Annotated in this window: 18 protein-coding genes and 1 riboswitch; of the genes, 12 read left to right on the forward strand and 6 right to left on the reverse strand. The window is 39.4% G+C overall.

The window, feature by feature from the left end; genetic code table 11:
• Positions 1–150: 150 nt before the first annotated feature.
• Positions 151–999, reverse strand: coding sequence for an undecaprenyl-diphosphate phosphatase (locus tag IPU53_RS12990; protein WP_242698272.1), 849 nt, complete (start codon positions 997–999; stop codon positions 151–153).
• A 213-nt stretch (positions 1,000–1,212) separates the two neighbouring features.
• On the opposite strand from IPU53_RS12990, the gene IPU53_RS12995 reads away from it, so the two are divergent.
• Complete coding sequence (locus IPU53_RS12995; protein ID WP_207451318.1) at positions 1,213–2,538, forward strand: hemolysin family protein; 1,326 nt, start codon at positions 1,213–1,215, stop codon at positions 2,536–2,538.
• Between the two features lie 687 nt (positions 2,539–3,225).
• Here IPU53_RS12995 and IPU53_RS13000 read toward each other — a convergent pair.
• The 3 genes from IPU53_RS13000 to IPU53_RS13010 all read right to left on the reverse strand — a co-directional run bounded on the left by IPU53_RS13000 (position 3,226) and on the right by IPU53_RS13010 (position 5,888).
• Positions 3,226–3,693: an S-ribosylhomocysteine lyase gene (locus IPU53_RS13000; RefSeq protein WP_207451319.1), complete on the reverse strand. Its 468-nt coding sequence runs from the start codon at positions 3,691–3,693 to the stop codon at positions 3,226–3,228.
• 94 nt (positions 3,694–3,787) lie between these two features.
• On the reverse strand, positions 3,788–5,101 hold the full coding sequence (locus IPU53_RS13005; RefSeq protein ID WP_207451320.1) for a Na+/H+ antiporter NhaC family protein: 1,314 nt from the start codon (positions 5,099–5,101) through the stop codon (positions 3,788–3,790).
• A gap of 22 nt (positions 5,102–5,123) precedes the next feature.
• Positions 5,124–5,888 (reverse strand): SDR family NAD(P)-dependent oxidoreductase, encoded by a 765-nt coding sequence (locus tag IPU53_RS13010; protein ID WP_207451321.1) that lies wholly within the window; start codon positions 5,886–5,888, stop codon positions 5,124–5,126.
• A 114-nt stretch (positions 5,889–6,002) separates the two neighbouring features.
• Positions 6,003–6,104, reverse strand: a riboswitch (SAM riboswitch).
• A 229-nt stretch (positions 6,105–6,333) separates the two neighbouring features.
• On the opposite strand from IPU53_RS13010, the gene pbp4 reads away from it, so the two are divergent.
• The 3 genes from pbp4 to IPU53_RS13025 all read left to right on the forward strand — a co-directional run bounded on the left by pbp4 (position 6,334) and on the right by IPU53_RS13025 (position 10,644).
• On the forward strand, positions 6,334–8,379 hold the full coding sequence (gene pbp4 / locus IPU53_RS13015) for a penicillin-binding protein PBP4(5) (RefSeq protein WP_207451322.1): 2,046 nt from the start codon (positions 6,334–6,336) through the stop codon (positions 8,377–8,379).
• A gap of 82 nt (positions 8,380–8,461) precedes the next feature.
• Positions 8,462–8,851, forward strand: a complete 390-nt coding sequence (locus IPU53_RS13020; protein WP_207451323.1) for a BlaI/MecI/CopY family transcriptional regulator — start codon at positions 8,462–8,464, stop codon at positions 8,849–8,851.
• Positions 8,851–10,644 (forward strand): BlaR1 family beta-lactam sensor/signal transducer, encoded by a 1,794-nt coding sequence (locus IPU53_RS13025; protein WP_207451325.1) that lies wholly within the window; start codon positions 8,851–8,853, stop codon positions 10,642–10,644. The genes IPU53_RS13020 and IPU53_RS13025 overlap by 1 nt, the downstream gene beginning before the upstream one ends.
• Before the next feature lie 138 nt (positions 10,645–10,782).
• On the opposite strand, the gene IPU53_RS13030 is transcribed toward IPU53_RS13025, so the two are convergent.
• Positions 10,783–12,312 carry a glycine betaine uptake BCCT transporter gene (locus tag IPU53_RS13030; RefSeq protein WP_207451327.1) on the reverse strand — a complete coding sequence of 510 codons (1,530 nt, stop codon included), beginning with the start codon at positions 12,310–12,312 and terminating at the stop codon, positions 10,783–10,785.
• A 661-nt stretch (positions 12,313–12,973) separates the two neighbouring features.
• Here IPU53_RS13030 and IPU53_RS13035 point away from each other — a divergent pair.
• The 5 genes from IPU53_RS13035 to IPU53_RS13055 all read left to right on the forward strand — a co-directional run bounded on the left by IPU53_RS13035 (position 12,974) and on the right by IPU53_RS13055 (position 18,707).
• The gene (locus IPU53_RS13035) at positions 12,974–13,660 is read left to right on the forward strand and encodes an SDR family NAD(P)-dependent oxidoreductase (RefSeq protein ID WP_207451328.1); all 687 of its coding nucleotides are present in this window, start codon (positions 12,974–12,976) and stop codon (positions 13,658–13,660) included.
• Between the two features lie 184 nt (positions 13,661–13,844).
• Positions 13,845–15,503 (forward strand): glycerol-3-phosphate dehydrogenase/oxidase, encoded by a 1,659-nt coding sequence (locus IPU53_RS13040; RefSeq protein ID WP_207451329.1) that lies wholly within the window; start codon positions 13,845–13,847, stop codon positions 15,501–15,503.
• Positions 15,504–15,566: 63 nt separating this feature from the next.
• Positions 15,567–16,127 (forward strand): glycerol-3-phosphate responsive antiterminator, encoded by a 561-nt coding sequence (locus IPU53_RS13045; protein ID WP_313886487.1) that lies wholly within the window; start codon positions 15,567–15,569, stop codon positions 16,125–16,127.
• Between the two features lie 38 nt (positions 16,128–16,165).
• A complete protein-coding gene (gene glpK, locus IPU53_RS13050; protein WP_207451330.1) occupies positions 16,166–17,656 on the forward strand; it encodes a glycerol kinase GlpK in 1,491 nt (496 codons plus the stop codon).
• A 292-nt stretch (positions 17,657–17,948) separates the two neighbouring features.
• A complete protein-coding gene (locus IPU53_RS13055) occupies positions 17,949–18,707 on the forward strand; it encodes an SDR family oxidoreductase (RefSeq protein WP_207451331.1) in 759 nt (252 codons plus the stop codon).
• Positions 18,708–18,833: 126 nt separating this feature from the next.
• Here the strand turns inward: IPU53_RS13055 and IPU53_RS13060 are convergent, their stop codons facing one another.
• On the reverse strand, positions 18,834–19,505 hold the full coding sequence (locus tag IPU53_RS13060; RefSeq protein WP_207451332.1) for an MgtC/SapB family protein: 672 nt from the start codon (positions 19,503–19,505) through the stop codon (positions 18,834–18,836).
• Positions 19,506–20,016: 511 nt separating this feature from the next.
• Between IPU53_RS13060 and IPU53_RS13065 the strand changes: the two genes are divergently transcribed.
• Genes IPU53_RS13065 through IPU53_RS13075 form a run of 3 tightly spaced genes read left to right on the forward strand, consistent with a single transcriptional unit; the run spans position 20,017 to position 22,671 of the window.
• Positions 20,017–20,967: an ABC transporter permease gene (locus IPU53_RS13065; protein ID WP_207451333.1), complete on the forward strand. Its 951-nt coding sequence runs from the start codon at positions 20,017–20,019 to the stop codon at positions 20,965–20,967.
• Positions 20,960–21,910: an iron chelate uptake ABC transporter family permease subunit gene (locus tag IPU53_RS13070; protein ID WP_207451335.1), complete on the forward strand. Its 951-nt coding sequence runs from the start codon at positions 20,960–20,962 to the stop codon at positions 21,908–21,910. Before IPU53_RS13065 ends, IPU53_RS13070 begins: the two co-directional genes overlap by 8 nt.
• The gene (locus tag IPU53_RS13075; RefSeq protein ID WP_207451337.1) at positions 21,907–22,671 is read left to right on the forward strand and encodes an iron ABC transporter ATP-binding protein; all 765 of its coding nucleotides are present in this window, start codon (positions 21,907–21,909) and stop codon (positions 22,669–22,671) included. The genes IPU53_RS13070 and IPU53_RS13075 overlap by 4 nt, the downstream gene beginning before the upstream one ends.
• The last annotated feature ends 170 nt before the right edge of the window (positions 22,672–22,841 follow it).

A 22,841-nucleotide genomic window follows, 5' to 3' on the forward strand; every position in this document is an offset into this window, starting at 1 on the left:
ACCCCTTTATCGAGATCTATACCTACTACTATACCAAGAGGAGAAATACTTTTACAGAGATTATGATCACGATAACCGCCAAATAGCGACATGAAAAAAGACCAAGCTTTTAACTTGGCCTACTAGGATGAATCAGAAATGTAGTGAAAATCAACCAACAGAATAATACACAACGGCTAACACAATAGCTAGAAGAATCCGGTAGATGGCGAAGGGACGTAATTTTACCCGGCTGATCAGGGCTAGGAAAAAGCGAATTGAGACCCAAGCAAAGACAAAGGCACTAATAAAGCCGACGATAAAAAAGGGCAACACATCGAGTGTCATCACATCCCATTTTTTCAAAAGGGAAACGGCGCTCGCTCCGAACATGATAGGGACAGCCATAATAAAAGTGAAATCCGCGGCTGCACGATGTTTTAATCCCATTAATACACCACCGGAGATTGTGGCGCCTGAGCGTGAGAAGCCTGGCCATAAGGAAATACATTGGAAAAGACCAATCAGAAAAGCTTGGCGATATGTAATTTCATCAAGTGAATTCCCGCGGAAATTTCGTTCCTTTTTAGATTGCCGGTCAGCGACCAGCATAAGAATCGCTCCGGCAACGAGGGCCAATAGAACAGTCTCGATCCGAAATAAATATTTGTCGATAACATCTTCAAAGGCCAGCCCTAACACGGCGGCGGGAATCAGACCAACGATGACATGAGAGAGTCTTAAATGGGAGCCATGGGAGGAGGTGTTTGTCCTGCCAACCTTAACCCCGACCAAACTCCAAAGGCGTGACCAAAAGACAATGACAACGGCCATTATCGAGCCTAGTTGAATGACGACTTTAAATGTATTGGCTACTTCCTGTGAGCCTAATAATGCGGCCGATTTGAACAGCATATCATCAACAATAATCATATGACCTGTTGAGGAAACAGGAGCAAATTCGGTCATGCCTTCTACAAATCCTAGAATAAGTGCGACAATCCAATCACGAATATCCATAAGTAACTCCTCTCATTAATAAACCTTGATCCTAAATGCTTCTAGCTAACTTAATACTCGTCCTTTATTCAGTTTACACATGCTTGAGGAAAAAAAGAACATATTTATCAATAATTAATAATATACATACACTACTTTTTCATTGTATAATAGATCTTAACACCATTTTAAAAAAATAGGAGGTGGACCACCTTTCTCTGAAAGGTGAACCATTTGGACGTTGCCAGTTTACTCTTAATTGCTTTATTAATTGCTTTAACCGCCTTTTTTGTTGCTACGGAATTTGCGATTGTTAAAATTAGAAGTTCTCGGATTGACCAGCTAGTAGAAGAAGGGAAGCCAGGGGCGAAAGCTGCCAAGCATGTGATTACTCACATGGATGAATACTTATCCGCCTGTCAATTAGGAATTACTGTTACAGCTCTTGGAATTGGTTGGTTGGGTGAGCCAGCCGTCAAAAGTTTACTTGATCCAGTTCTTGATAAGCTGCAAATTAATTCATCTTTTTCGACCATTATTTCGGTTGCAGTTTCATTTTTATTTATTACGTATCTCCATGTCGTAGTAGGGGAGCTTGCACCAAAAACAATGGCCATTCAAAGAGCAGAAAATATTACCTTACTTGCTGCTAAACCGATTATCTGGTTTTACAAATTGATGTTTCCGTTCATTTGGTTACTGAATGGTTCTGCCCGGCTTATTATTAAAGCGTTTGGTATGCAGCCAGTGATGGAGCACGAAACTTCCCATACTGAAGAAGAGTTAAGAATTATCTTGTCAGATAGTTATAAAAGTGGGGAAATTAATCAATCAGAACTATTATACGTGAATAATATTTTTAAGTTTGATGACCGAAGTGCAAAAGAAATTATGGTTCCTAGAACCGAAATGATTTCTCTTTCGACCGATAATAGTTTCCAAGACTGGATGGACATCATAAAAACAGAGAAGCTGACACGTTATCCTATTTATGATGGGGATAAAGACAATATTGTAGGAATTATCAATGTAAAAGATATTTTAATGGCCCAGATCAGCCACACTAAATCCAATTCAGAGATGAAATTGACTGCTTTTCTTAAACCAGTGATTCTCATTATTGAAACGATTTCCATACAGGAGTTATTTCTGAAAATGCAGCAAGAACGTATTCATATGGCTGTGTTAATGGATGAATATGGCGGTACATCAGGTCTTGTTACGATTGAAGATATCATCGAGGAAATCGTTGGAGATATCCGCGATGAATTTGATGCAGATGAGAAAGAGGAAATTACCAAAATTTCTGAAAACCAATATGTATTAAGTGGGAAAGTCTTAGTGAATGAAGTAAATGATTTATTAGGCATCTCATTATCCGACGAAGAGGTAGATACGCTCGGAGGATGGATCTTATCACAGAATAGTGATGTGAAAATGGGAGATACCTTTTCACATGATCATTTTACCTTCACTGTAAAAGAAATGGATGGACATCAGGTTCGCTATATTTCCGCTAAAAGGGAAGAAGTCCTTTTACAAATGGTTGAAAATGAATAAATAAAGTGAAACTTCATTCAGTGGGGGTTTTTTCCATCCCCCACTGAATGTTAAGGATCAAAGGCTAAATTCGCAACATCCTGTTGGCAGGCTTAAAGCACGACATCCTGTCGTTTCGCCCGCACTAGTACGTCCTGTACGTCGCAACGCCTTTGTGACCTGCGTCCTGCAGGCCCGAACCAACCGGGTATTTACTGGCAGTTGTCCCCCACTTAGAATTTTCGTTTTCACCTCGAATTCTTGATGGGGGTCTTACTGCCAGTTAAATCGGGATAAACGAAAAAAGCATGCTAAATAACCAATAGCATGCTTTTTTCGTGGTTTAGAAACTATTTGGATAAACCCTAACAAGAAGCCTTTTCATCCAGCTTCAAGTACCTAGCTCTGAGAAGCCCACAGAATGTGAGTTCATCGGCGAAGACATGTGGACAGTGGAGATCTTAGCCGACAATTGGCGGGCGCCTTGCGCTTTTGTTCTTGTTAAGGAAATTATAAAATTCTTGGCCTGTGGATAACTGTTTACGTTGCGGCTTGACATCCAGCTCCAGCGCCCAGCGACTAGCAAACTTTCGGTTTCTTCCTACGATAAGTCAACATCCATTCGCTTTCCAAGCTCATGGTGTTTCCTTTATCTCGTCAGAACCCTAAAAAGTTTGTACGTCGCTAAACGGGCGCTTGCGCTTTTGTTCATTCCCCAAATACTTCGCGCCATTCATCTTTTTTTGCAAGCATTTCACGGGCGAGTGCTTGTGCACCTTCTAGGCTGTGGCTTGCTGCCCAACCGCATTGCACCTCATTGCAGGCAGGAACTTCTGTCGCAACGAGAACATCGTTTAGCGTTTGTTCAACAGCATCAAGGATTTCATCAAAATTGTCATGATTAATTACTGTTAGATAGAATCCTGTTTGGCATCCCATTGGGCTTAAATCGACTACACTATTATGGTGATTCCGGATTAATTCTGCCATTAAGTGCTCAAGTGAATGAAGAGCAGGCATTTCCATATGCGCCTTGTTCGGTTGTTTTAGGCGAAGGTCATATTTATGAATAACATCCCCATTTGCGCCTTCTGTGACTCCTGCTAGGCGAATGTAAGGTGCCTTTACTTTTGTGTGATCAAGATTAAAACTTTCAACATTCATTTTTTGAACCATAATCTAATTCACTCCTAAACGATTTATCATTTCTACTAATATCGTAACATATTTTATTAAAATTTGGTCTTTTATCTATTCATCCTCAATCCAGCTACTCTTTATTCTTGCTGTTTGTATGACGATGTCTTGGAAAGTTAAAGAGTATGGCCAAAATACCACAGATACCAAGTGCCATCGGATAGAATGAGAATGGTATGATACTAACAGGTGAAATCGCAGCTAGTCCTGAAGCAACAAGCATTTGTCCACCATAGGGAACAATTCCTTGCCAGCATCCTGCGAAAATATCTAATAGACTTGCAGATTTTCGCGGGTCTATTTTATATTCATCTGCGATATCTTTAGCTAATGGACCGGTCATAATAATCGAAATTGTATTATTGGCTGTGGCAATATCTGTGACACTGACCAATCCAGCAATCCCAAACTCCGCGCCTTTTTTTGTTTTCAGTTTACTCTTGATAAAGTTTAGTAACCAGTCAATCCCTCCATTATGTTGAATAATGCCTATCATACCACCAATAAGTACAGCGACAATAGCAATATCCTCCATATTTATTATTCCTTGAGAAATGGTTTTAATCAATCCCGTTGTAGTATAGGAGCCATCAATTAAACCAATCGCCCCAGCAAAAATCGTCCCTCCAAGCAAGACAACGACAACATTAATTCCTACTAATGCGGCAACTAACACGAGAATATAAGGGAGAACTTTTATGAAATTAAAAGGATATTCCCCAAGAGTCTGGATCTCATTTCCCATGGTTACAAGCCAAAGAATGAGGGCTGTCACAATTGCTCCAGGTAAAATAATAAAAAAGTTTGTTTTGAACTTGTCGTTCATCTTTGTTTTTTGCGTACGTACAGCGGCAATCGTCGTATCCGAGATCATTGATAAATTGTCGCCAAACATGGCTCCGCCAATGACTGTCCCCATAGCTAAAGCCATTGATATTCCTGTTTGGTCAGCAATACCCATGCCAATTGGTGTTAAGGCAGCTACTGTGCCCATGGATGTCCCCATTGAAATGGAAATAAAGCAGCCGACTATAAATAATCCTACCATTAATAGATTACTAGGAATGAAGGATAGTCCCATATTCACGGTAGAGTCAACTGCCCCCATCCCCTTAGCAGTTTCTGCAAATGCACCTGCTAGTATAAAAATTACAACCATTAAAATAATATTGGGGTGGCCGGCCCCTTTTGTAAAGATGTCTAATTTTCTTGTTAAAGTTTCCTTTCTGTTCATCGCTAATGCAACGGTTGCGGCAATAACAATCGCAACATTTAATGGCATATTTGAAAAGTCTCCGGAAATAATTCCATTCCCAATAAAAAGCAACACAAACACAAGCAATGGTAACAGCGCTAGAAGACTTCCTTTTTTCGTCTTCGTCGTCATAAATAACCCCCCTTAAACTTGATTAGTTCATTGTCATCCCGCCAGTAACGTTGATACCTTGTCCAGTCATGTAATCCGAGTATTCTGAAGCTAAAAAAACGACAACATTGGCAATATCCTTTGGCAATGCTGTTCTTCCTAATGGTACTTGAGAGTTGTCTTCTAAACGAATCGATTCTCCATCTAGCCCTCGAAGTTCTCCACCAATTACTCTTTCTGTCCTTTTCATATCCGTTTCTACGATCCCTGGACATACAGCATTCACATTAATTTGGTCTGGTGCCAATTCAATTGCAGCTACCTTTGTGATTCCCAATACTGCATGCTTTGAGGCTACGTAACTTCCCATCAAGCGATAGCCATTTTTTCCAGCTTGAGAGGAAATATTAATAATTTTCCCGCCTTCCCCCTGGGCCTTCATAACTTTGGCGGCCGCTTGCATGCATAAGTATACCCCTTTTGTGTTCACATCCATCGTCCGATCCCAATCATGTTCTTTAATATTCACCATATAATCCATCGTGGAAATTCCTGCATTGTTGACTAGAATATCCAATCTCCCGAAGTGAGTTGTTACTTTTTTTATCATCGCTTCTACTTGATCGCTTTTAGATACATTGGTTTGAACATAATATAGGTGATCATTTGCGTCCTTTTCTGGCACGGACATATCAGCAACCGCCACTTTTGCACCACAATCCAAAAACGCATCGGCAATTGCCTTTCCGATTCCATTTGCCCCGCCTGTGACAATGGCTACTTTTCCTGTTAAATCCATCGAGTACATTGGTTGTCCCCCTTTGAAATGCCTTTTTGAGATGCAGGCAGCTTTCCCTTTTACCCAATAAAAAACCTCTTCATTTGAATGAAAGAGGCTTTAAAAAACATAATAGACTTCCTCTTCTCATCTTTAAGTTAATAACTACTGGAATTGGCACAGTACTTCTAAGAGTCCGCTGCCGAGGCTTCGTAGGGCCAGTCCCTCCACCTCTCTAGATAAGAAATAGTATAAAGTATGTAATTAGTAATAAATTACCTCAAAAAACTATGTAAGTCAATAGTGGAAGAGAAATAATAGCTTGTCGTCGGTAAAATCTCTTTCAAATTAACTATATTTTTTAATTGGATAATTCCTCAATGACATGCTATAATATCTCCATTACTACGCATGTAGTTTTTCTCTAATTACTACGTTTGTAGTAATTAGTATTGATTAAAGGAGAGATGAATATATGACTAGTCGAATGAAAAGAAACAAGCTGCGAATGCTTCCTTATATAATGATAATATTCTTTTTGCTCATAGGGATTGGGGGATTGGGTTATTTTCAACTTAAAAATGCGGGTGAGCGTGATCAAGCCCAGGAAGTAGCAAATCAATTCCTACAAATTTTAGAGGATAAGGAGTATGAAGATTTAAGTACTGTACTAGATCAGCAGTCATACAAAGCACTAGGGTATACATTAGACGAAGTAAAAGATAAATATGAAAAGATTTTTAATAGCATCCCTATTCACAACATCCGTGCTACTAAGGTAAACATAGATGAAATAAATCAAAATGAACAAAAGCTTTCATTTCAACTAAGTTTCACCACTCCTTTAGGTAACATGGATAAGTTGCATTATCAGGCAAAGCTTGTGAGAAGGGATGATGATTATTTTGTAGAATGGGACCCCTCTCTAATTTTTCCAGAAATGGAGGGGAAGGATAAGGTGGCATTTCGTGTTTCCCCAGCGGAACGTGGTGAAATTCATGACCATGCTGGCAATAAACTGGCTGTTAATGAGGATTTTAAATGGGTTGGTGTCATCCCGAAAGACTTGGGCCAGGGGAAGGAAAAAGAAAGTAGTCTTGAAAATATAAGTAAACAATTTAATATTTCACTGAATGATTTGCATAAAACACTTCAACAAGATTGGATAAAAGACGATTTATTCGTACCCCTTAAAATCATTGAATCTGATAAAGTAAAGCAGTTGCCTGGGGTTGCCTATCAAGATACTAAGGTTCGTTATTACCCTTTAAAGGAGGCAGCTGCCAATTTAGTCGGTTATATTGGTAAGGTCACAGAAGAGGATTTAGAAAAAAATCCAAATCTCTCTGAAGAGAATATGATTGGAAGAATGGGATTAGAGCGAGCTTTTGATAAGGAATTACGAGGAAAGGATGGCGGGGAGCTTTTTATCGTTGATGAACAGGGAGAGAAGAAGCAAGAAATTCAAAAGGTAGAGAAGATGGATGGTGAAAATATTCAATTAACTATTGATGCCTATATTCAAGAGAAAGCCTATGAGCATTTAAAAGAGAAACCAGGAGCAACAGTTGTGATGAACCCCGATGACGGTGGTCTCTATGCTTTGGTTAGTTCGCCGTCGTTTGATCCTAATAAAATGGTGCAAGGGATATCGCAGGATGAATACAATGAATATGCGAATGATGAGAGAAAACCATTTCTTTCTAGATTTGCAGTCGGTTATGCACCCGGGTCAACATTTAAGACGATCACAGCAGGCATTGGCCTTGATGCAAATGTGACACAGATAGATAAGGTAAGAGAAATAAGTGGTTTAAAATGGCAAAAGGATAAAGGCTGGGGAGGTTATTCTGTGACCCGTGTTTCTGAAGTAAGTAAGGTAAATATGAGACAGGCCTTAATTTACTCTGATAACATCTATTTTGCTCAAGAAGCTTTAGAGATAGGAGAAAAACGTTTCAGAAAGGGCTTAGACCAATTTATCTTTGGGGAAGAATTAGATTTACCCATTACTATGAAGCCCGCGCAAATATCGAATCAAGATACATTTGATTCAGAAATCCTCTTAGCTGATACGGCATATGGACAAGGGGAATTATTGATGACGCCCATTCAGCAGGCTGTGATGTACTCTACTTTTCGGAATGAGGGAAACATCATTTATCCGCAATTATTAGCAGCAGATAAAAAAGAAAGAAAAACGAAAGCTGCACTTACAAGTAAATCAGTAAATGAAATAAAAGATAGCTTGGTTGAGGTAGTTCATGATCCAAATGGCACGGCCCATAGTCTGTATAACCCAGAGCATCATTTAGCTGCCAAAACCGGCACAGCTGAGTTAAAACTGAAACAAGGTGAACAAGGGAATGAAAACAGTTTTTTACTTGCTTTTGATACAGACGAGTATGATTTTTTAGTTCTCTCACTTGTAGAGAATTATACTTCCGGAAACTCTGCAACCCAACTAAACCAAGCGTTCATAGAAGAATTATATGCCTATTTCTCAAAGATGGGCACATAACATATGCGCTGCTTGATTTGACCGCCTGCGCATTTATTTTATATAATAAATACTACACATGTAAGAGTAGGGGGTATGAAGAATGAGTAAAATTCCGCCAATATCGGAAGCAGAATATGAAGTGATGAAAATTGTATGGAAGTATGAGCCGATTTCCACTCCTGAGGTTGTCGAGAAGGTTATGGGGAAAATTGACTGGAAACCAAATACCATTCACACGATGCTTGCACGTCTAGTAAAGAAAAAGGTCTTGCAAACGAAAAAAGAGGGAAGAGTGTTTGTTTACACATCACTTGTTCAGCAGCATGAATATGTTGAACAAAAAAGCGAACTATTCCTTAAACAGTTTTTTAATGGTGCGTTAAATTCTATGGTGTTAAATTTTATTGAGAATGATCAACTATCAGAAGAAGATATAGATGAATTAAAAGCGATATTATCAGAAAGGGAGAAGAAGAAAGGGGGAGAATAATGGATACCTTTATACATCGTTTTATGCTAAGTACTTTGCTAGTTACTTTGCTAATTATCACGATTCTTTTGCTTAAAAAGGGATTGAGCAAGCATCTTTCTATTAAAGTGCATTATAAAATTTGGTACTTTCTTTTCGTTCCCCTAATGACTCCCTTTTTTCCGTGGGATTTTTTCAAACTTGGAGCAATCCCAGCGATTTTTACAAATATATTCACGCAAAATACATCGAATTCCCTTAAGCAAAAAAGTATGAGCGGGTCCACAATCTCTCAAGCAGAAAACAGTGATCTATTACGCGATTTTGCTATATCGGTGAATAGGTCAACTCCAGAATCTGTGTTCACTATGGGGTTAATCGTTTGGGCGATTGGCATAGTTGTCTTAGCTGGATGGATTATCTATTCACATGGCCAAATCCGCAAAATTAAAAAGTCGGCCTCACTTATAAGAGATCAAAAGATAAAGGATCTATTAGAAGAGTGTAAGGAGATTGTCGGGGTAAGAAGAGAGATCGCATTGCAGGAGACTTCAATGATCAATTCCCCGATTACCTTTGGGATGATAAAGCCATCTATCCTTTTGCCTTTACATGCTCAAAGGGAATTTTCATTGAATGAATTAAAATATGTTTTTTTACATGAATTAAGCCATCAAAAAAACAAAGATGTGCTCGTTAATAATCTGATGTTGGCCTTGCAAATCTTGTATTGGTTTAATCCATTTGTTTGGTATGCTTTAAAGCGGATAAGAATCGATCGTGAATTAGCTTGCGATGCATCTGTGCTAAGTCTGATAGATGAAGACAACTATGTCGACTATGGGCATACAATTCTTCATTTTGCGAGAGGAAAACATGACCGTGTGTATGAACAATTTGTTCCAGGAATAGGAGGAACGAAAAAACAAATAAAACAGAGAATCATTAGCATTGCAAAGCATACTGAGGATTCACAATTATTGAGACGGAAAAGTATAGCCATTTGCATAGCCTTAGGTATGTTTGTGCTATGCCTGACACCCTTCACTAATGCTGTAGCCAGTTCTGATGTTTATGCATTCGATGAGGAAAAGGTTATATATGAAGATTTAGATCGTTATTTTCAAGGATTTAAAGGCAGCTTTGTTTTATATGATGCATCCGAAGATCAATATCATATTTATAATCAGAAGATGAGTGAACAAAGGGTTTCTCCTAATAGCACCTATAAAATTTACTCAGCCTTATTTGCCTTAGAGTCAAATGTGATAACACCTGACAACAATGTACAGACTTGGGATGGTGAAGTTCACCCTTATCCAGAATGGAATCAAAACCATAACTTGGATACGGCCATAGGAAGTTCAGTGAACTGGTATTTCCAGAATCTTGATCAGAAAATGGGCAAAAAGCAATTACAACATTATGTTGATAAAATAATGTACGGAAATGAGAATCTCTCCGGGCAGCTGGATCAATATTGGATGGAATCTTCATTAAAAATTTCTCCAATTGAACAAGTGGAATTATTAGTTGCTTTACAAGAAAACCGCTTCGGTTTTAAAGAAGAAAACATTCAAGCCGTTAAGCAAGCAATCTCTATTGAGAAGAAAGCGCAGGGACAATTACATGGAAAAACAGGCACAGGTACGATTAATGGAATAGATGTGAATGGTTGGTTTATTGGCTATATCGAAAAGAATCATCATTTTTATTATTTTGCTGTTAATATTCAAAATGATGGGGCAAACGGTAGTAAAGCAGCTGAGATCGCCAAGCACATTCTCCAGGATAAAAACATTTATTCGTATTAATGCTGTCTACCGATAACCCAGGAATGCCTAAACCAAAAAATCCCGGATTCTAATATAGAATCTCGGGTTTTTTGTGTGCAGGAATTTATAAACTTCTGGCTTATAGGTAAATTGCAGTTTTACACTTTCTTAGGTGCCTTATTTTGATGATTTTTCTGCTTTTGGTTCCCTTGGTCTTCGCACAAGTCCCAGCCTTTTTTTCTCACTGGCCAATGCCTTATAAAGCGAGAACATCATCAGGATCATGATAATAGAAAATGGTAAGGCCGCAATAATTAAAGCATTTTGTAATGCGTCCAAGCCACCACTATATAAGAGAATAGAGGCCATAGCCGCTGAGATAATTCCCCATGAAAGCTTAACAGTATTAGGTGGGGTAAGCGATCCATAAGTTGTTTGCATACCTAGTACAAAGGTTGCAGAGTCTGCCGATGTGATAAAAAAGATCGCAACCAGAGCAATCCCGACAATTGACAAGACAATGGAAAATGGCATTTCATGAAAGACGGCAAATAACACTTCTTCTGTTGCAAATTGCGTTAAATCAATTGCTCCAATTTGCTGAACATCAATCGCTGCTGTACCGAATACAGCAAACCAAATAAAGCTGACGATAGCTGGAGCCAAAAGAACTCCAATGACAAATTCGCGAATGGTACGACCCTTAGAAACCCTGGCAATAAATATACCAACGAAAGGTGACCAAGAGATCCACCAAGCCCAATAAAAGATGGTCCAGTCATTAATCCATTCTCGATGACTAGAATTCAAAGGGGCAATCCGAAAACTCATCTGAATTATGTTTTGCAAATAAAGTCCAATCGTATCTGTAAACATATTCAAAATTAATAAGGTAGGGCCAACGATAAAGACTAAAAGAAGCAATAGTACAGCTAAGATCATATTTGTATTGCTTAGGTACTTAATTCCTTTACTTAATCCGGACCAAGATGATATCAAGAATAAGACGGTGACAATAGCAATAATGATAAACTGGATCGGAAAGGAAATGGGGACATTAAAAAGGTAAGAAAGTCCACCATTGATTTGGGCAGCCCCAAATCCTAATGTTGTGGATACACCAATCACCGTAGCTAGAACAGCAATAATATCAACCAATACGCCAATTCGGCCTCTCGCATACTTACCTAAAATCGGTTCTAATGTGGCACTGATCAAACCTGGACGGTCTTTCCGGAAATTGAAGAAGGCAAGGCTTAATCCAACAAATGCGTAGATTGCCCATGCGTGAATCCCCCAGTGAAAGAAAGTATAACGCATGGATTCCTTTAACGCTTCGTCTGTACCGGGTTCAGCAGTGGCTGAGTTAATGGCAAAATGGGAAATTGGCTCTGCTGCCCCCCAAAAGACTAAACCAATTCCCATTCCTGCACTAAAGAGCATGGCAAACCATGAGGTTCGGGAAAATTCAGGTCGATCATTCTGTTTCCCTAATCGAATTGTTCCGATAGGACTAAAAATAAGAAAGATACAAAAGAGGACAATTACGGAAACTAGGATTAAATAATACCAACCAAAACTACTTGTAATAAAATCTTTCACATTAGAGGTCATCGCTTCAAAGCTATCTGGTGCTGCAACTCCAAAAATAACTGCAATAACTAAGAAAGCAGCAGATATCCAAAATACATTCGAAATTTTATTCATGCCGTTTTCCTTTCTAATAACAAATTTTTTCATTTTTTTACCATATCAATGATCGTGACCTTTTTCAAATGTCTTGTTTATAGAGTGTGTTCCCAAAGGAGGATAAAATGAAACCCCAACCAGCGACCCCGTGATGCCAGTCACTTTATCTTTCCTCGTTAAACGATAATTCATTCAGGTTGAATCCGAAAGGTAATGATGCAAAAGATAGCTGGTTTACATGTATGGTTCGAAGACAAATTCGTTTACATTGGGTCCTTTCATTAATACAATGAATATTGTAAAAATTTTTAAGGAAAGAGTTAAGAAATTGAAACATAGAGAAATATTGAGTAAAAATCATTACTCAGCAGTTGATTCACTTTTTTAAAAGATAAATAAAGTTTTCTTAAGATTGCTTCAAGGCTGGGCAGTTGTTGTCAGCTTCAGGAGCCATCGGATCAAGGCTCGCAGGAGCGAGTCCATCGGCGTTGCGACGTACAGGATGTACTAGTGCAGACGAAGCGACAGGACGTCGCGTTTGGGTCTGCCGCCAGGATGGCACGTTTTTAGCCGTTCATCCTTATTAAGAAAGTTTGTAGGTCGCTAAACGGGCGCTTGCGCTTTTGTTTTGGAGCAAGTGAATGGATGAGGAAAATAATACATAGGGAGAGTGATCATTATGGGATTATTAACAAATCAAGTTGTCCTAGTGACAGGTGCAGGAACTGGCTTAGGAAGAGCAACAGCGATTCAAATGGCGGCCGAAGGAGCAGAAGTTGTATTAACCGGAAGACGTAAGGAAAAATTACAGGAAGTAGCAGAGGTTATTGGGCAGGCAGGGGGCCGATCGCTTGTATTCCCTGTGGATGTAACGAATCCAGAAGAGGTGAACACGCTGCGTGATCAGTTAATCGCTCAAGTGGGTCGGATAGATGTGTTAATCAATAACGTCGGCGGGACTGGGGGATTCAGTGCAGTCCATGACATGACAGTTTCGTTATGGGATCATACGATTCGTCTCAACTTATCTAGCTCCTTCATTGTAACAAACGCATTTCTTCCGATAATGCGAAAGCAACAGTATGGTCGGATTGTGACCATTACTTCTGCAATGGCTCATTATGAGTATGAAGGTTTTGGGGCTTATTCGGCTGCTAAAGCAGGTTTGGAAGGATTAATGCGCACAGTGGCGCTTGAAGAAAAGGAACATGGAATATTAGTGAACATGTTCGATCCAGGGAATTTGAAAACGGAGCAAAACCCTTATGGAGAAGGGGATCCAGCGACAGTTGTTGATGGAATTGTAAAATTGGCAGCTTTACCGGCAGATGGGGTCAATGGACAGGTTATCAAAGCGAGTGAATAAAATGGGGGATTTTATAATTTTCACCCATGCAAGTGAGGAAGAAATATGATAATCTAATAATAAGTTCATAAATGGTTGGAGATGCAGAGAGACCAAGCAGCACTATTGTCTAGTTTATAGTGTCTGTTTTGAGTCTCTTTTTTTGCATCTCCTTTTTTAGCACATTCGAAGGGGGAGAACTGTTATGAAGGAATTTTCAGGTTTAAATAGAAAGGCTGTTTTTCAAGATATGGAGCAAGCCGAATTTGATATGCTTGTGATAGGTGGAGGAATAACTGGTGCGGGAATTGCTTTAGATGCGGCTACAAGAGGGTTGAAAGTAGCGCTTGTAGAAATGAATGATTTTGCCTCTGGTACATCAAGCCGATCCACGAAATTAGTGCATGGTGGGTTGCGTTATTTAAAGCAGTTTGAAATAAAAGAAGTGGCAGAGCTTGGAAAGGAACGAGCGATTGTTTATGAAAACGGTCCGCATGTCACGACACCAGAATGGATGCTGCTTCCTTTTCATACAGGAGGGACTTTTGGGAAATTCACGACTTCTATTGGCTTGATGGTGTATGACTTTTTAGCTGGAGTGAAAAAGGCGGAAAGAAGAAAGATGCTTTCGGTTGATGAGACCTTAAATAAGGTCCCTTTTATTAAAAAGACTGGATTAAAGGGCAGTGGCTATTATGTCGAATATCGCACAGATGATGCCCGTCTCACGATCGAAGTCATGAAGGCAGCTGTGCAAAAAGGGGCAACAGTAATTAATTATGCGAAAGCAGACCAATTTGTTTATAATGACGAGGGCAAAGCGATTGGAGCCGAGGTGCAAGACCGTCTCAGTGAGAAAAGAGTACTAGTAAAGGCGAGTAAACTGGTTAATGCGGCAGGCCCATGGGTAGATGAACTGCGCGATATGGACGGATCTAAAACGGAAAAGCATTTGCGTTTGTCCAAAGGGGTGCATGTTGTTTTTGATGAAGCAATTTTTCCATTACATCAAGCTGTCTATTTTGATACACCTGATGGGCGAATGGTATTTGCGATCCCGCGTAATGGGAAAACATATGTAGGAACCACAGACACATTTTATGAAGGTGATCCTGCAGATATGCATGCGACTCAGGCAGATCGTGATTATCTGTTGAAGGCTATTCGCTATATGTTTTCTGACTTGGATATCGCAGACTCTCATATTGAATCTAGTTGGGCTGGCGTCAGGCCTTTAATTCACGAGGAAGGCAAAGCACCGTCAGAAATATCTCGTAAAGATGAGATTTGGGAATCAAACAGTGGACTGATTACCATTGCTGGTGGAAAATTAACTGGATATCGGAAAATGGCAGAAACAGTGGTTAACTTAGTTGTAAGCAAACTAAATCAACTAGGAGACAAGAGCTTTCCAGCCTGTCAAACAAGGAATCTTCCCATTTCAGGAGGAGACATAGGGGGCTCCGCCCATTTAGAGGCTTTTATTCAAGAAAAGAGTAAAAAAGCAGAAAGTTATGGATTGACACAGGAAGAAGGGCGTAAACTGGCGAAGTTATATGGTACAAATGTAGATACTGTGTTTGACTATTTGCCAGAGCAACAAGGGGAATTACCTGTTACTATGCAGGCACAACTTTTATACGCGATTCATCATGAGATGACGGTTCAACCAGTAGACTTCTTTATCCGAAGAACAGGCGAGCTATTATTTGACGTTGAGCTGGTCCAGCAGTGGAAAGATGCTGTGATCAAGGAGATGGCTTCCCTGTTTCATTGGACTGAAGGGGAACGCAAAAGAGCTACGGAGGTATTAGAGCATGAATTGAAACAGGCGACTCGTGGAGCTGGCAGAGTAAGCGTCTAGAGGGAGAAATTCTCATCCTTCAATAAAGTTTTCTCATATCAATTGAAAGGAAGGGATACAATCGTGGCTTTCCATGAACAGAAAATTTTGCCTGCATTAAGAGATTTACGGAATTTCGAACGTCTTTTAGATAGTCAATATGAATATTTTGTTCTACTCGAAGTACGGATTAGTAATCTCCGAAAAATTATCCATGTGGCGAAAAAACATGGAAAAAAGGTTCTGGTTCATGCTGACTTGATTCAAGGCTTGAATACAGATGATTATGCAGCTGAATATATTTGTAATGATTTAAAACCAGCTGGGATCATCTCTACAAGATCCAATATGATTTTAAAAGCGAAGGCGAAAGGCATTTTAGCGATTCAAAGAACCTTTCTATTGGATACAATTGCTTTGAAAAAGAGTTATCAGTTGATTGAACGCACACAGCCCGATTATATTGAAGTTTTACCGGGAGTGGTGTCAGGATTGATTCATGAAATTCAAGCACACACGGGTTGTAAGATTATTTCAGGTGGTTTAATCCGTACAGAAGAGCAAGTGCAAGCCGCTTTAGAGGCCGGAGCAGAAGCCGTGACAACGTCCCGAATGGAATTGTGGAAGGCCTTTGAAAAAATCTAATCCATCAAGGATTATCAATAATGAGAAGGAGTGATAAGATGGAGCAATATATTTTAGCTTTGGATCAAGGAACAACTAGTACGAGAGCAATATTATTTAATAAAAGGGGAGAAATTTTTCATAAATCCCAAGTCGAGTTTAACCAGTATTTCCCCCATTCAGGCTGGGTCGAGCATAACGCTAATGAAATATGGAGCTCGGTGCTCGCGGTTATGGCAAGTGTTATGGTGGATAAGAATATTCAGCCAAAGCAAATTGCAGGAATTGGCATTACGAATCAGCGTGAAACAACCGTGGTATGGGATCGACATACAGGCAAGCCGATATACAATGCAATTGTATGGCAATCGCGACAAACAGCCCCAATATGTGAAGAACTAAAGCAGCAAGGGTTAGAGGATGTTTTTAGAAGGAAAACAGGTTTACTACTGGATCCTTATTTTTCTGGAACAAAGCTGAAATGGATTTTGGATCATGTCGAAGGGGCTAAAGAGAAAGCGGAAAAGGGCGATCTTTTATTTGGGACGATTGATACATGGCTTGTGTGGAAGCTATCTGGTGGGAAAGCTCATGTAACAGACTATTCGAATGCGTCTAGAACACTGATGTTCAATATCCATGAACTGCAATGGGATGAAGAATTACTTGAAATTTTAAATGTGCCAGCTACAATGCTTCCGGAAGTACGTCCTTCTTCTGAAGTATACGCACACACTGTTGATTATCATTTCTTTGGCCGCTCTGTGCCAATTGCTGGGATGGCCGGAGATCAACAGGCTGCATTATTTGGCCAAACTTGTTTCGAGAGTGGTATGGGCAAAAACACATATGGAACAGGGTGTTTTATGCTTTTACATACAGGCGAACAGGCAGTTGAATCTAAACATGGTTTATTGACAACGATTGCATGGGGCATCGATGGAAAGATCGAATATGCCTTGGAAGGAAGTATTTTTGTTGCTGGATCTGCGATTCAATGGCTGCGTGATGGATTAAGAATGTTTCGGGATGCAGATGAAAGTGAGAAATACGCCCAAAAAGTATCGTCATCTGATGGGGTGTATGTCGTACCGGCTTTTGTTGGACTTGGAACACCTTATTGGGATAGTGATGTGAAGGGGGCAGTGTTTGGCCTTACCCGAGGAACTTCCAAAGAACATTTCATTCGTGCGACATTGGAATCTCTTGCTTATCAGACAAAAGATGTGTTAGAAGCCATGGAGGCCGATTCAGGAATTCCCTTGAAAACATTGCGTGTCGATGGGGGAGCTGTCAAAAATAATTTTTTGATGCAGTTCCAGAGTGACCTACTTGATGTATCAGTGGAACGCCCAAAGGTCGAGGAAACAACTGCCCTAGGAGCGGCTTATTTAGCTGGACTTGCGATAGGATTTTGGGAGAATAAAGAAGAAATCAAACATTTCTGGGGGGTAGACCAAACCTTCGAAGCCAATATGGAAGAAAAAGAAAGAGTATCTCTATACAATGGATGGAAGAAAGCCATTGAGGCAACGATGGTGTTTAAATAAGCTTAAAAGAGGCTGGGTATAACTTGTATTATCTTAGCGTAGGCTCCTGCGGGAAGTTAGAGCTCGGCAACCCCCCGAAAGGCGAAGTATATTTCCGGAGCGGGGGGTATGTACCCTAGTAGTTTCGCTTTTTCTCCCAGCCTCTTTTTTGATTTATAAAACTACAACATTCTAGCTTGTGAATAAGTTCAAATACTTTCTTTAAAAATAGTTTGTTCAATATTGCACAAACTTGATTGATCGTATATATTAAAGATAAGGGGGATCCCCAGAAAAATGGAGGTGGAAAATAATGAAATTAAAAGACAAAGTAGCTATCGTGACAGGTGCTGGATCAGGGATGGGAAAGTCAATCGCACTTTTATATGCAAAAGAAGGAGCAAAAGTGGTTGCAAGTGATATAAACCCGGAAACGACACAAGCCGTTGTGAAAGAGATAGAGGAAGCCGGAGGACAAGCCCTCGCTGTTGTAGCGAACGTTGCGAAAGAGGAAGATATTCAAAACTTGGTGGATACGGCTGTAAAGGAATATGGGACAGTAGACATTTTGGTGAATAATGCAGGGATTATGGACAATTTCGTCCCAGCTGCAAACGTGACAGATGAATTATGGGAACGTGTCATGGCCATTAATACAACAGGTGTCATGAGAGCAACCCGCAAAGTCTTACCTATTTTTCAAGAAAAGAAAAGTGGCGTCATTATCAACAATGCCTCGATTGGAGGACTATATGGATCGAGAGCTGGTGCCGCATATACTGCTTCAAAACATGCTGCCATTGGGTTAACGAAAAATGTAGCTTTTCAATATGCAGAATACGGTATTCGTTGTAATGCCATTGCTCCTGGTGGGGTCGAAACAAATATAGGCTCAACGATTGATAACCCGGATCCATTTGGCATGAAAAAAGCAATGAGTGGAGCAGAGTTCAATCCAAAAAACGGAAATCCGGAGGAAATTGCTACAATAGCTCTCTTTCTTGGATCAGATGACTCTAACTTTGTGAACGGTGTAGTCATTACTGCAGATGGTGGCTGGACAGCTTATTAGGAATCAGAAAGTTTGGATGAAGGACAATGAGTTTAAAAGGATCTAAAAAAAAGCGCGTAGCACACGGAACGTGTGACGAGACTAATCATCAGCTACTCGCTTTTTGTTGTGGAAAAATGAATGGAGTCACTCGAAATTGATAGACGTAACGCCATTCAATTTGTATAGTAGTTGGGTGATTTGATTGTCTTCCAATGGGTTTTTGGACTGTATTTTTAACTCTAAGATATATTTAGTGGTATGATCGATATTTTCCATTTTGACACGATAATCTTTAATCGCAAACTTGTGAAGAGTAAGATTTTCGATCACCATTTTGATACTATCTGTTGAGAGACACTCGACTGTTAGCTGGTATGCTTTAGGAATGGCAAATTTAAAAATGCGATTCAACAATTCTAATCCAACAAGAATTAAAATAGTTCCGAAGATACTTAATTCATACATACCAGCTCCAATCGCCATGCCAATACCAGCTGTTGCCCAAATACCAGCGGCTGTCGTCAGTCCATAAATGGAACGACGTTGGACAAGAATCATGCCTGCTCCTAAAAAGCCAACTCCACTTACAATTTGAGCGGCAACACGACTGGGGTCAAGGCCGATTCCTTCTTCATGCAAAATATCATTAAACCCATATTTCGAAATAATCATCATGACAGCGCTTCCTAGGGCAACTAAAAAATGAGTTCGCAATCCAGCCTCTTTAAATCTTTTTTCCCTCTCTAGTCCAACAACCGCACCCAGCACTCCGGCTACTAACACACGAATAAAAATTTCATAATTTCCAAGGGTCATTGTTTTTCCTCCTGATGTTTACATTTTAAGAGGATATTCAAAAAGTCCGGTAAAAATGACACTGCGAGACAAATGATCTTCAACTAAGTACCGATACGTCCTGTGCAAGCTCGCCTCAGAATTTCGACGTACGATGTATTAGTGTCGGACGTTCACAATTAACGTCAGCGCTTTTAGCTGACTTTGTCCTTTTTATCCTCTTTTTTGAACATTCACTTTAAATAGATCTCCCGAAAAATGATTGAAAAAGAGAATAGAATAATCATAGCAAAATGACTATTCCATGAAAAGGGCAGATACCTAAATCGTTAAAAACATTTCGTGCCCCTACATATTAGAGATTTGAAATGTGAATAAGTTTTGACAAATTCTGGAGCGTGCTAGGCACCAACATAGGAGCACCATTGACTTACTTTAAGATAGTGTTATAATGTAGTTGATTCATTGATAATGATTTTCAATGAGAATGAAGGAGAAAGATTAAGAAAATTTTGCTAGATCGGAGTTTCCTATGAAAACGTGGTATTTGATTGTCGCCTTAATTTTGGCGTCTTTTATATCGTTATTTGTGGGGGTAAGTAATATTACGCCTCTAGATCTGATTAACATTCAATCAGAAGAAACTCAAGTTTTTTTAATTAGTCGGGTGCCAAGGCTTGTTTCGATTTTATTGGCTGGCGCTGGAATGAGTATTGCGGGCTTGATTATGCAGCAATTGAGTCGGAATAAATTTGTCTCTCCAACCACGGCAGGTACATTAGATGCTACGAGATTAGGAATTCTTGTTTCGATGCTTCTATTTGCAAATGCCACTACGCTTGAAAAATTGCTTGTGGCCTTTGTCTTTGCACTTGGCGGGACTTTATTATTTATGCAAATATTGGATCGAATTAAGTTTAAAGATGCAATCTTCATACCACTTGTTGGCATGATGTTTGGGAATATTTTGTCATCCATTACAACCTTCTTTGCCTATAAGGCGGATGTGATTCAGAATATGTCGGCTTGGTTACAAGGTGACTTTTCGATGATTATCAAGGGTAGGTATGAACTCTTATATATTAGTATCCCTGTTCTAATCTTGGCTTATTTTTTTGCTAATCGCTTTACAGTAGCCGGGATGGGGGAAGACTTTGCGAAAAATCTAGGTCTTCCTTATAAACGGATTGTTAATATTGGTTTAATTCTTGTTGCATTGGTCACGGTTACGGTTGTATTAACAGTTGGGACGATTCCATTTTTAGGATTAATTATCCCAAATATTATTTCGATTATAAAAGGCGACCATATTCGAAAAACTTTGCCGTACACAGCATTACTGGGGGCTATTTTCCTTCTTATCTGTGACATATTGGGACGTGTGCTGATCTATCCATACGAAATATCCATTAGTTTAATGGTGGGTGTCATCGGTAGCGGCATATTCTTATATTTGCTATTCCGGAGGAAAGCCTATGCGTAATTCTACAAAAATCAGTATACTTGTGCTGGTCGCTGCAGGATGCTGTGCACTTTATTTATTCCATAATTTAAACGGTAGCTTTGATTATGCTTTACCAAAAAGGGCTATAAAAATAGCGGCAATGATTATTACAGGTGTCGCGATTGCATATTCAACAGTCGTATTCCAAACGATTACCCATAACCGTATTTTGACGCCAAGCATTATGGGTTTAGATTCCCTCTATTTGCTTATTCAAACATTCGCTATTTTCTTTTTAGGTTCTGATCATATTACGATTGTAAATAAGCAGGTAAACTTCATGCTGTCCGTGATCATTATGATTATTTTCGCTTTATTGCTTTTTCGCTTTTTATTTAAAAAGGGACAGCAATCGATTTATTTTCTACTTTTGGTTGGAATTATTGTGGGAACCTTTTTTCAAAGTATCTCGACATTTCTGCAAGTATTGATTGATCCAAACGAATTCCAAATTGTCCAGGATAAGATGTTTGCAAGTTTCAATAATGTCAACGGGGATTTAGTATGGTTATCTTTATTCTTTGTTGGAGCTGTCTTACTTATTGGCTGGAGAAGCCTGCCATACCTAAATGTTCTATCACTTGGGCGAGATGTGGCGATTAATTTGGGGGTTTCTTACGATCGAATTGTCAAACAAATGCTTGTTATTACGGCGATACTTATTTCAGTTTCCACAGCTTTAGTTGGGCCGATTACCTTCTTTGGTTTGATTGTCGCCAATCTGGCTTACCAATTCTTCAAAACATATAAGCACAGTGTTTTAATTACGGGTGCAGCGACAATGAGTGTGATTGCTTTAGTAGGTGGTCAATGGGTAGTGGAAAGAATCTTCACCTTTACGACCACGTTGAGTGTCATTATTAATTTTATCGGTGGAGTGTATTTCATTTATTTATTGTTGAAGGAGAGTAGATCCACATGATTCAAGTGTTAAATTTAACGAAGGCGTATGGGAAAAAACGTGTGGTAGAAGATGTAACGGTTGATATTCAGCCTGGACAGATTACATCTTTCATTGGTCCGAATGGTGCAGGGAAATCTACTTTACTATCTATGGTTAGTCGCTTGCTCGATGCTGATACAGGAGAAGTATTGGTAGATCAAAATAATGTCAAAGCCATGAAGTCAGGCGACTTTTCGAAGAAAGTATCCATTCTTAAACAATCCAACTATATGAATGTCCGTTTAACTATTCGTGAGCTTGTTTCCTTTGGACGCTTTCCATATTCAAAGGGACGGCTTAATGATATTGACCAAAAAAAGATCGATGAAGCCATTGATTATATGGTTTTACGTGATATACAAGATCAATACCTTGAGGAATTGTCAGGGGGGCAAAGGCAAAGAGCCTTTATCGCCATGGTTATTGCTCAAGATACAGATTATATTTTACTAGATGAACCATTAAATAATTTGGATATGAAGCATTCTGTGCAAATCATGAAAATCTTGCGTCGACTTGTAGATGATCTCGGGAAAACCGTCGTTATCGTCCTCCATGATATTAACTTTGCTTCTGTTTATTCAGATCGAATCGTAGCCTTGAAAAACGGTCAGGTTGTGAAAGATGGTCCAACGAATGAAATTATTCAGTCTGAATCCTTGAAGGAAATTTATGATATGGATATTCCCATTCAACAATTAAATAATTGCCGGATCTGTGTGTATTTTAATTCCAACTAAATCAGAGGGATATATTCACATAAAACAAGGGCGTCCAATCACATGATGTTCCCATGATTGGACGTTCTATTTGTTATTGTAGGAGATCCTTTAATTTTTTAATATGCTAGAAGAGTGTTCTAATCCCTTTTTAGCAAAATGAAACGGCTGAACATTCTCTTAAAACTAAT

This window comes from Bacillus sp. SD088 (assembly GCF_017355205.1).
In the GTDB taxonomy this organism is placed as follows: domain Bacteria; phylum Bacillota; class Bacilli; order Bacillales; family Bacillaceae_C; genus Lederbergia.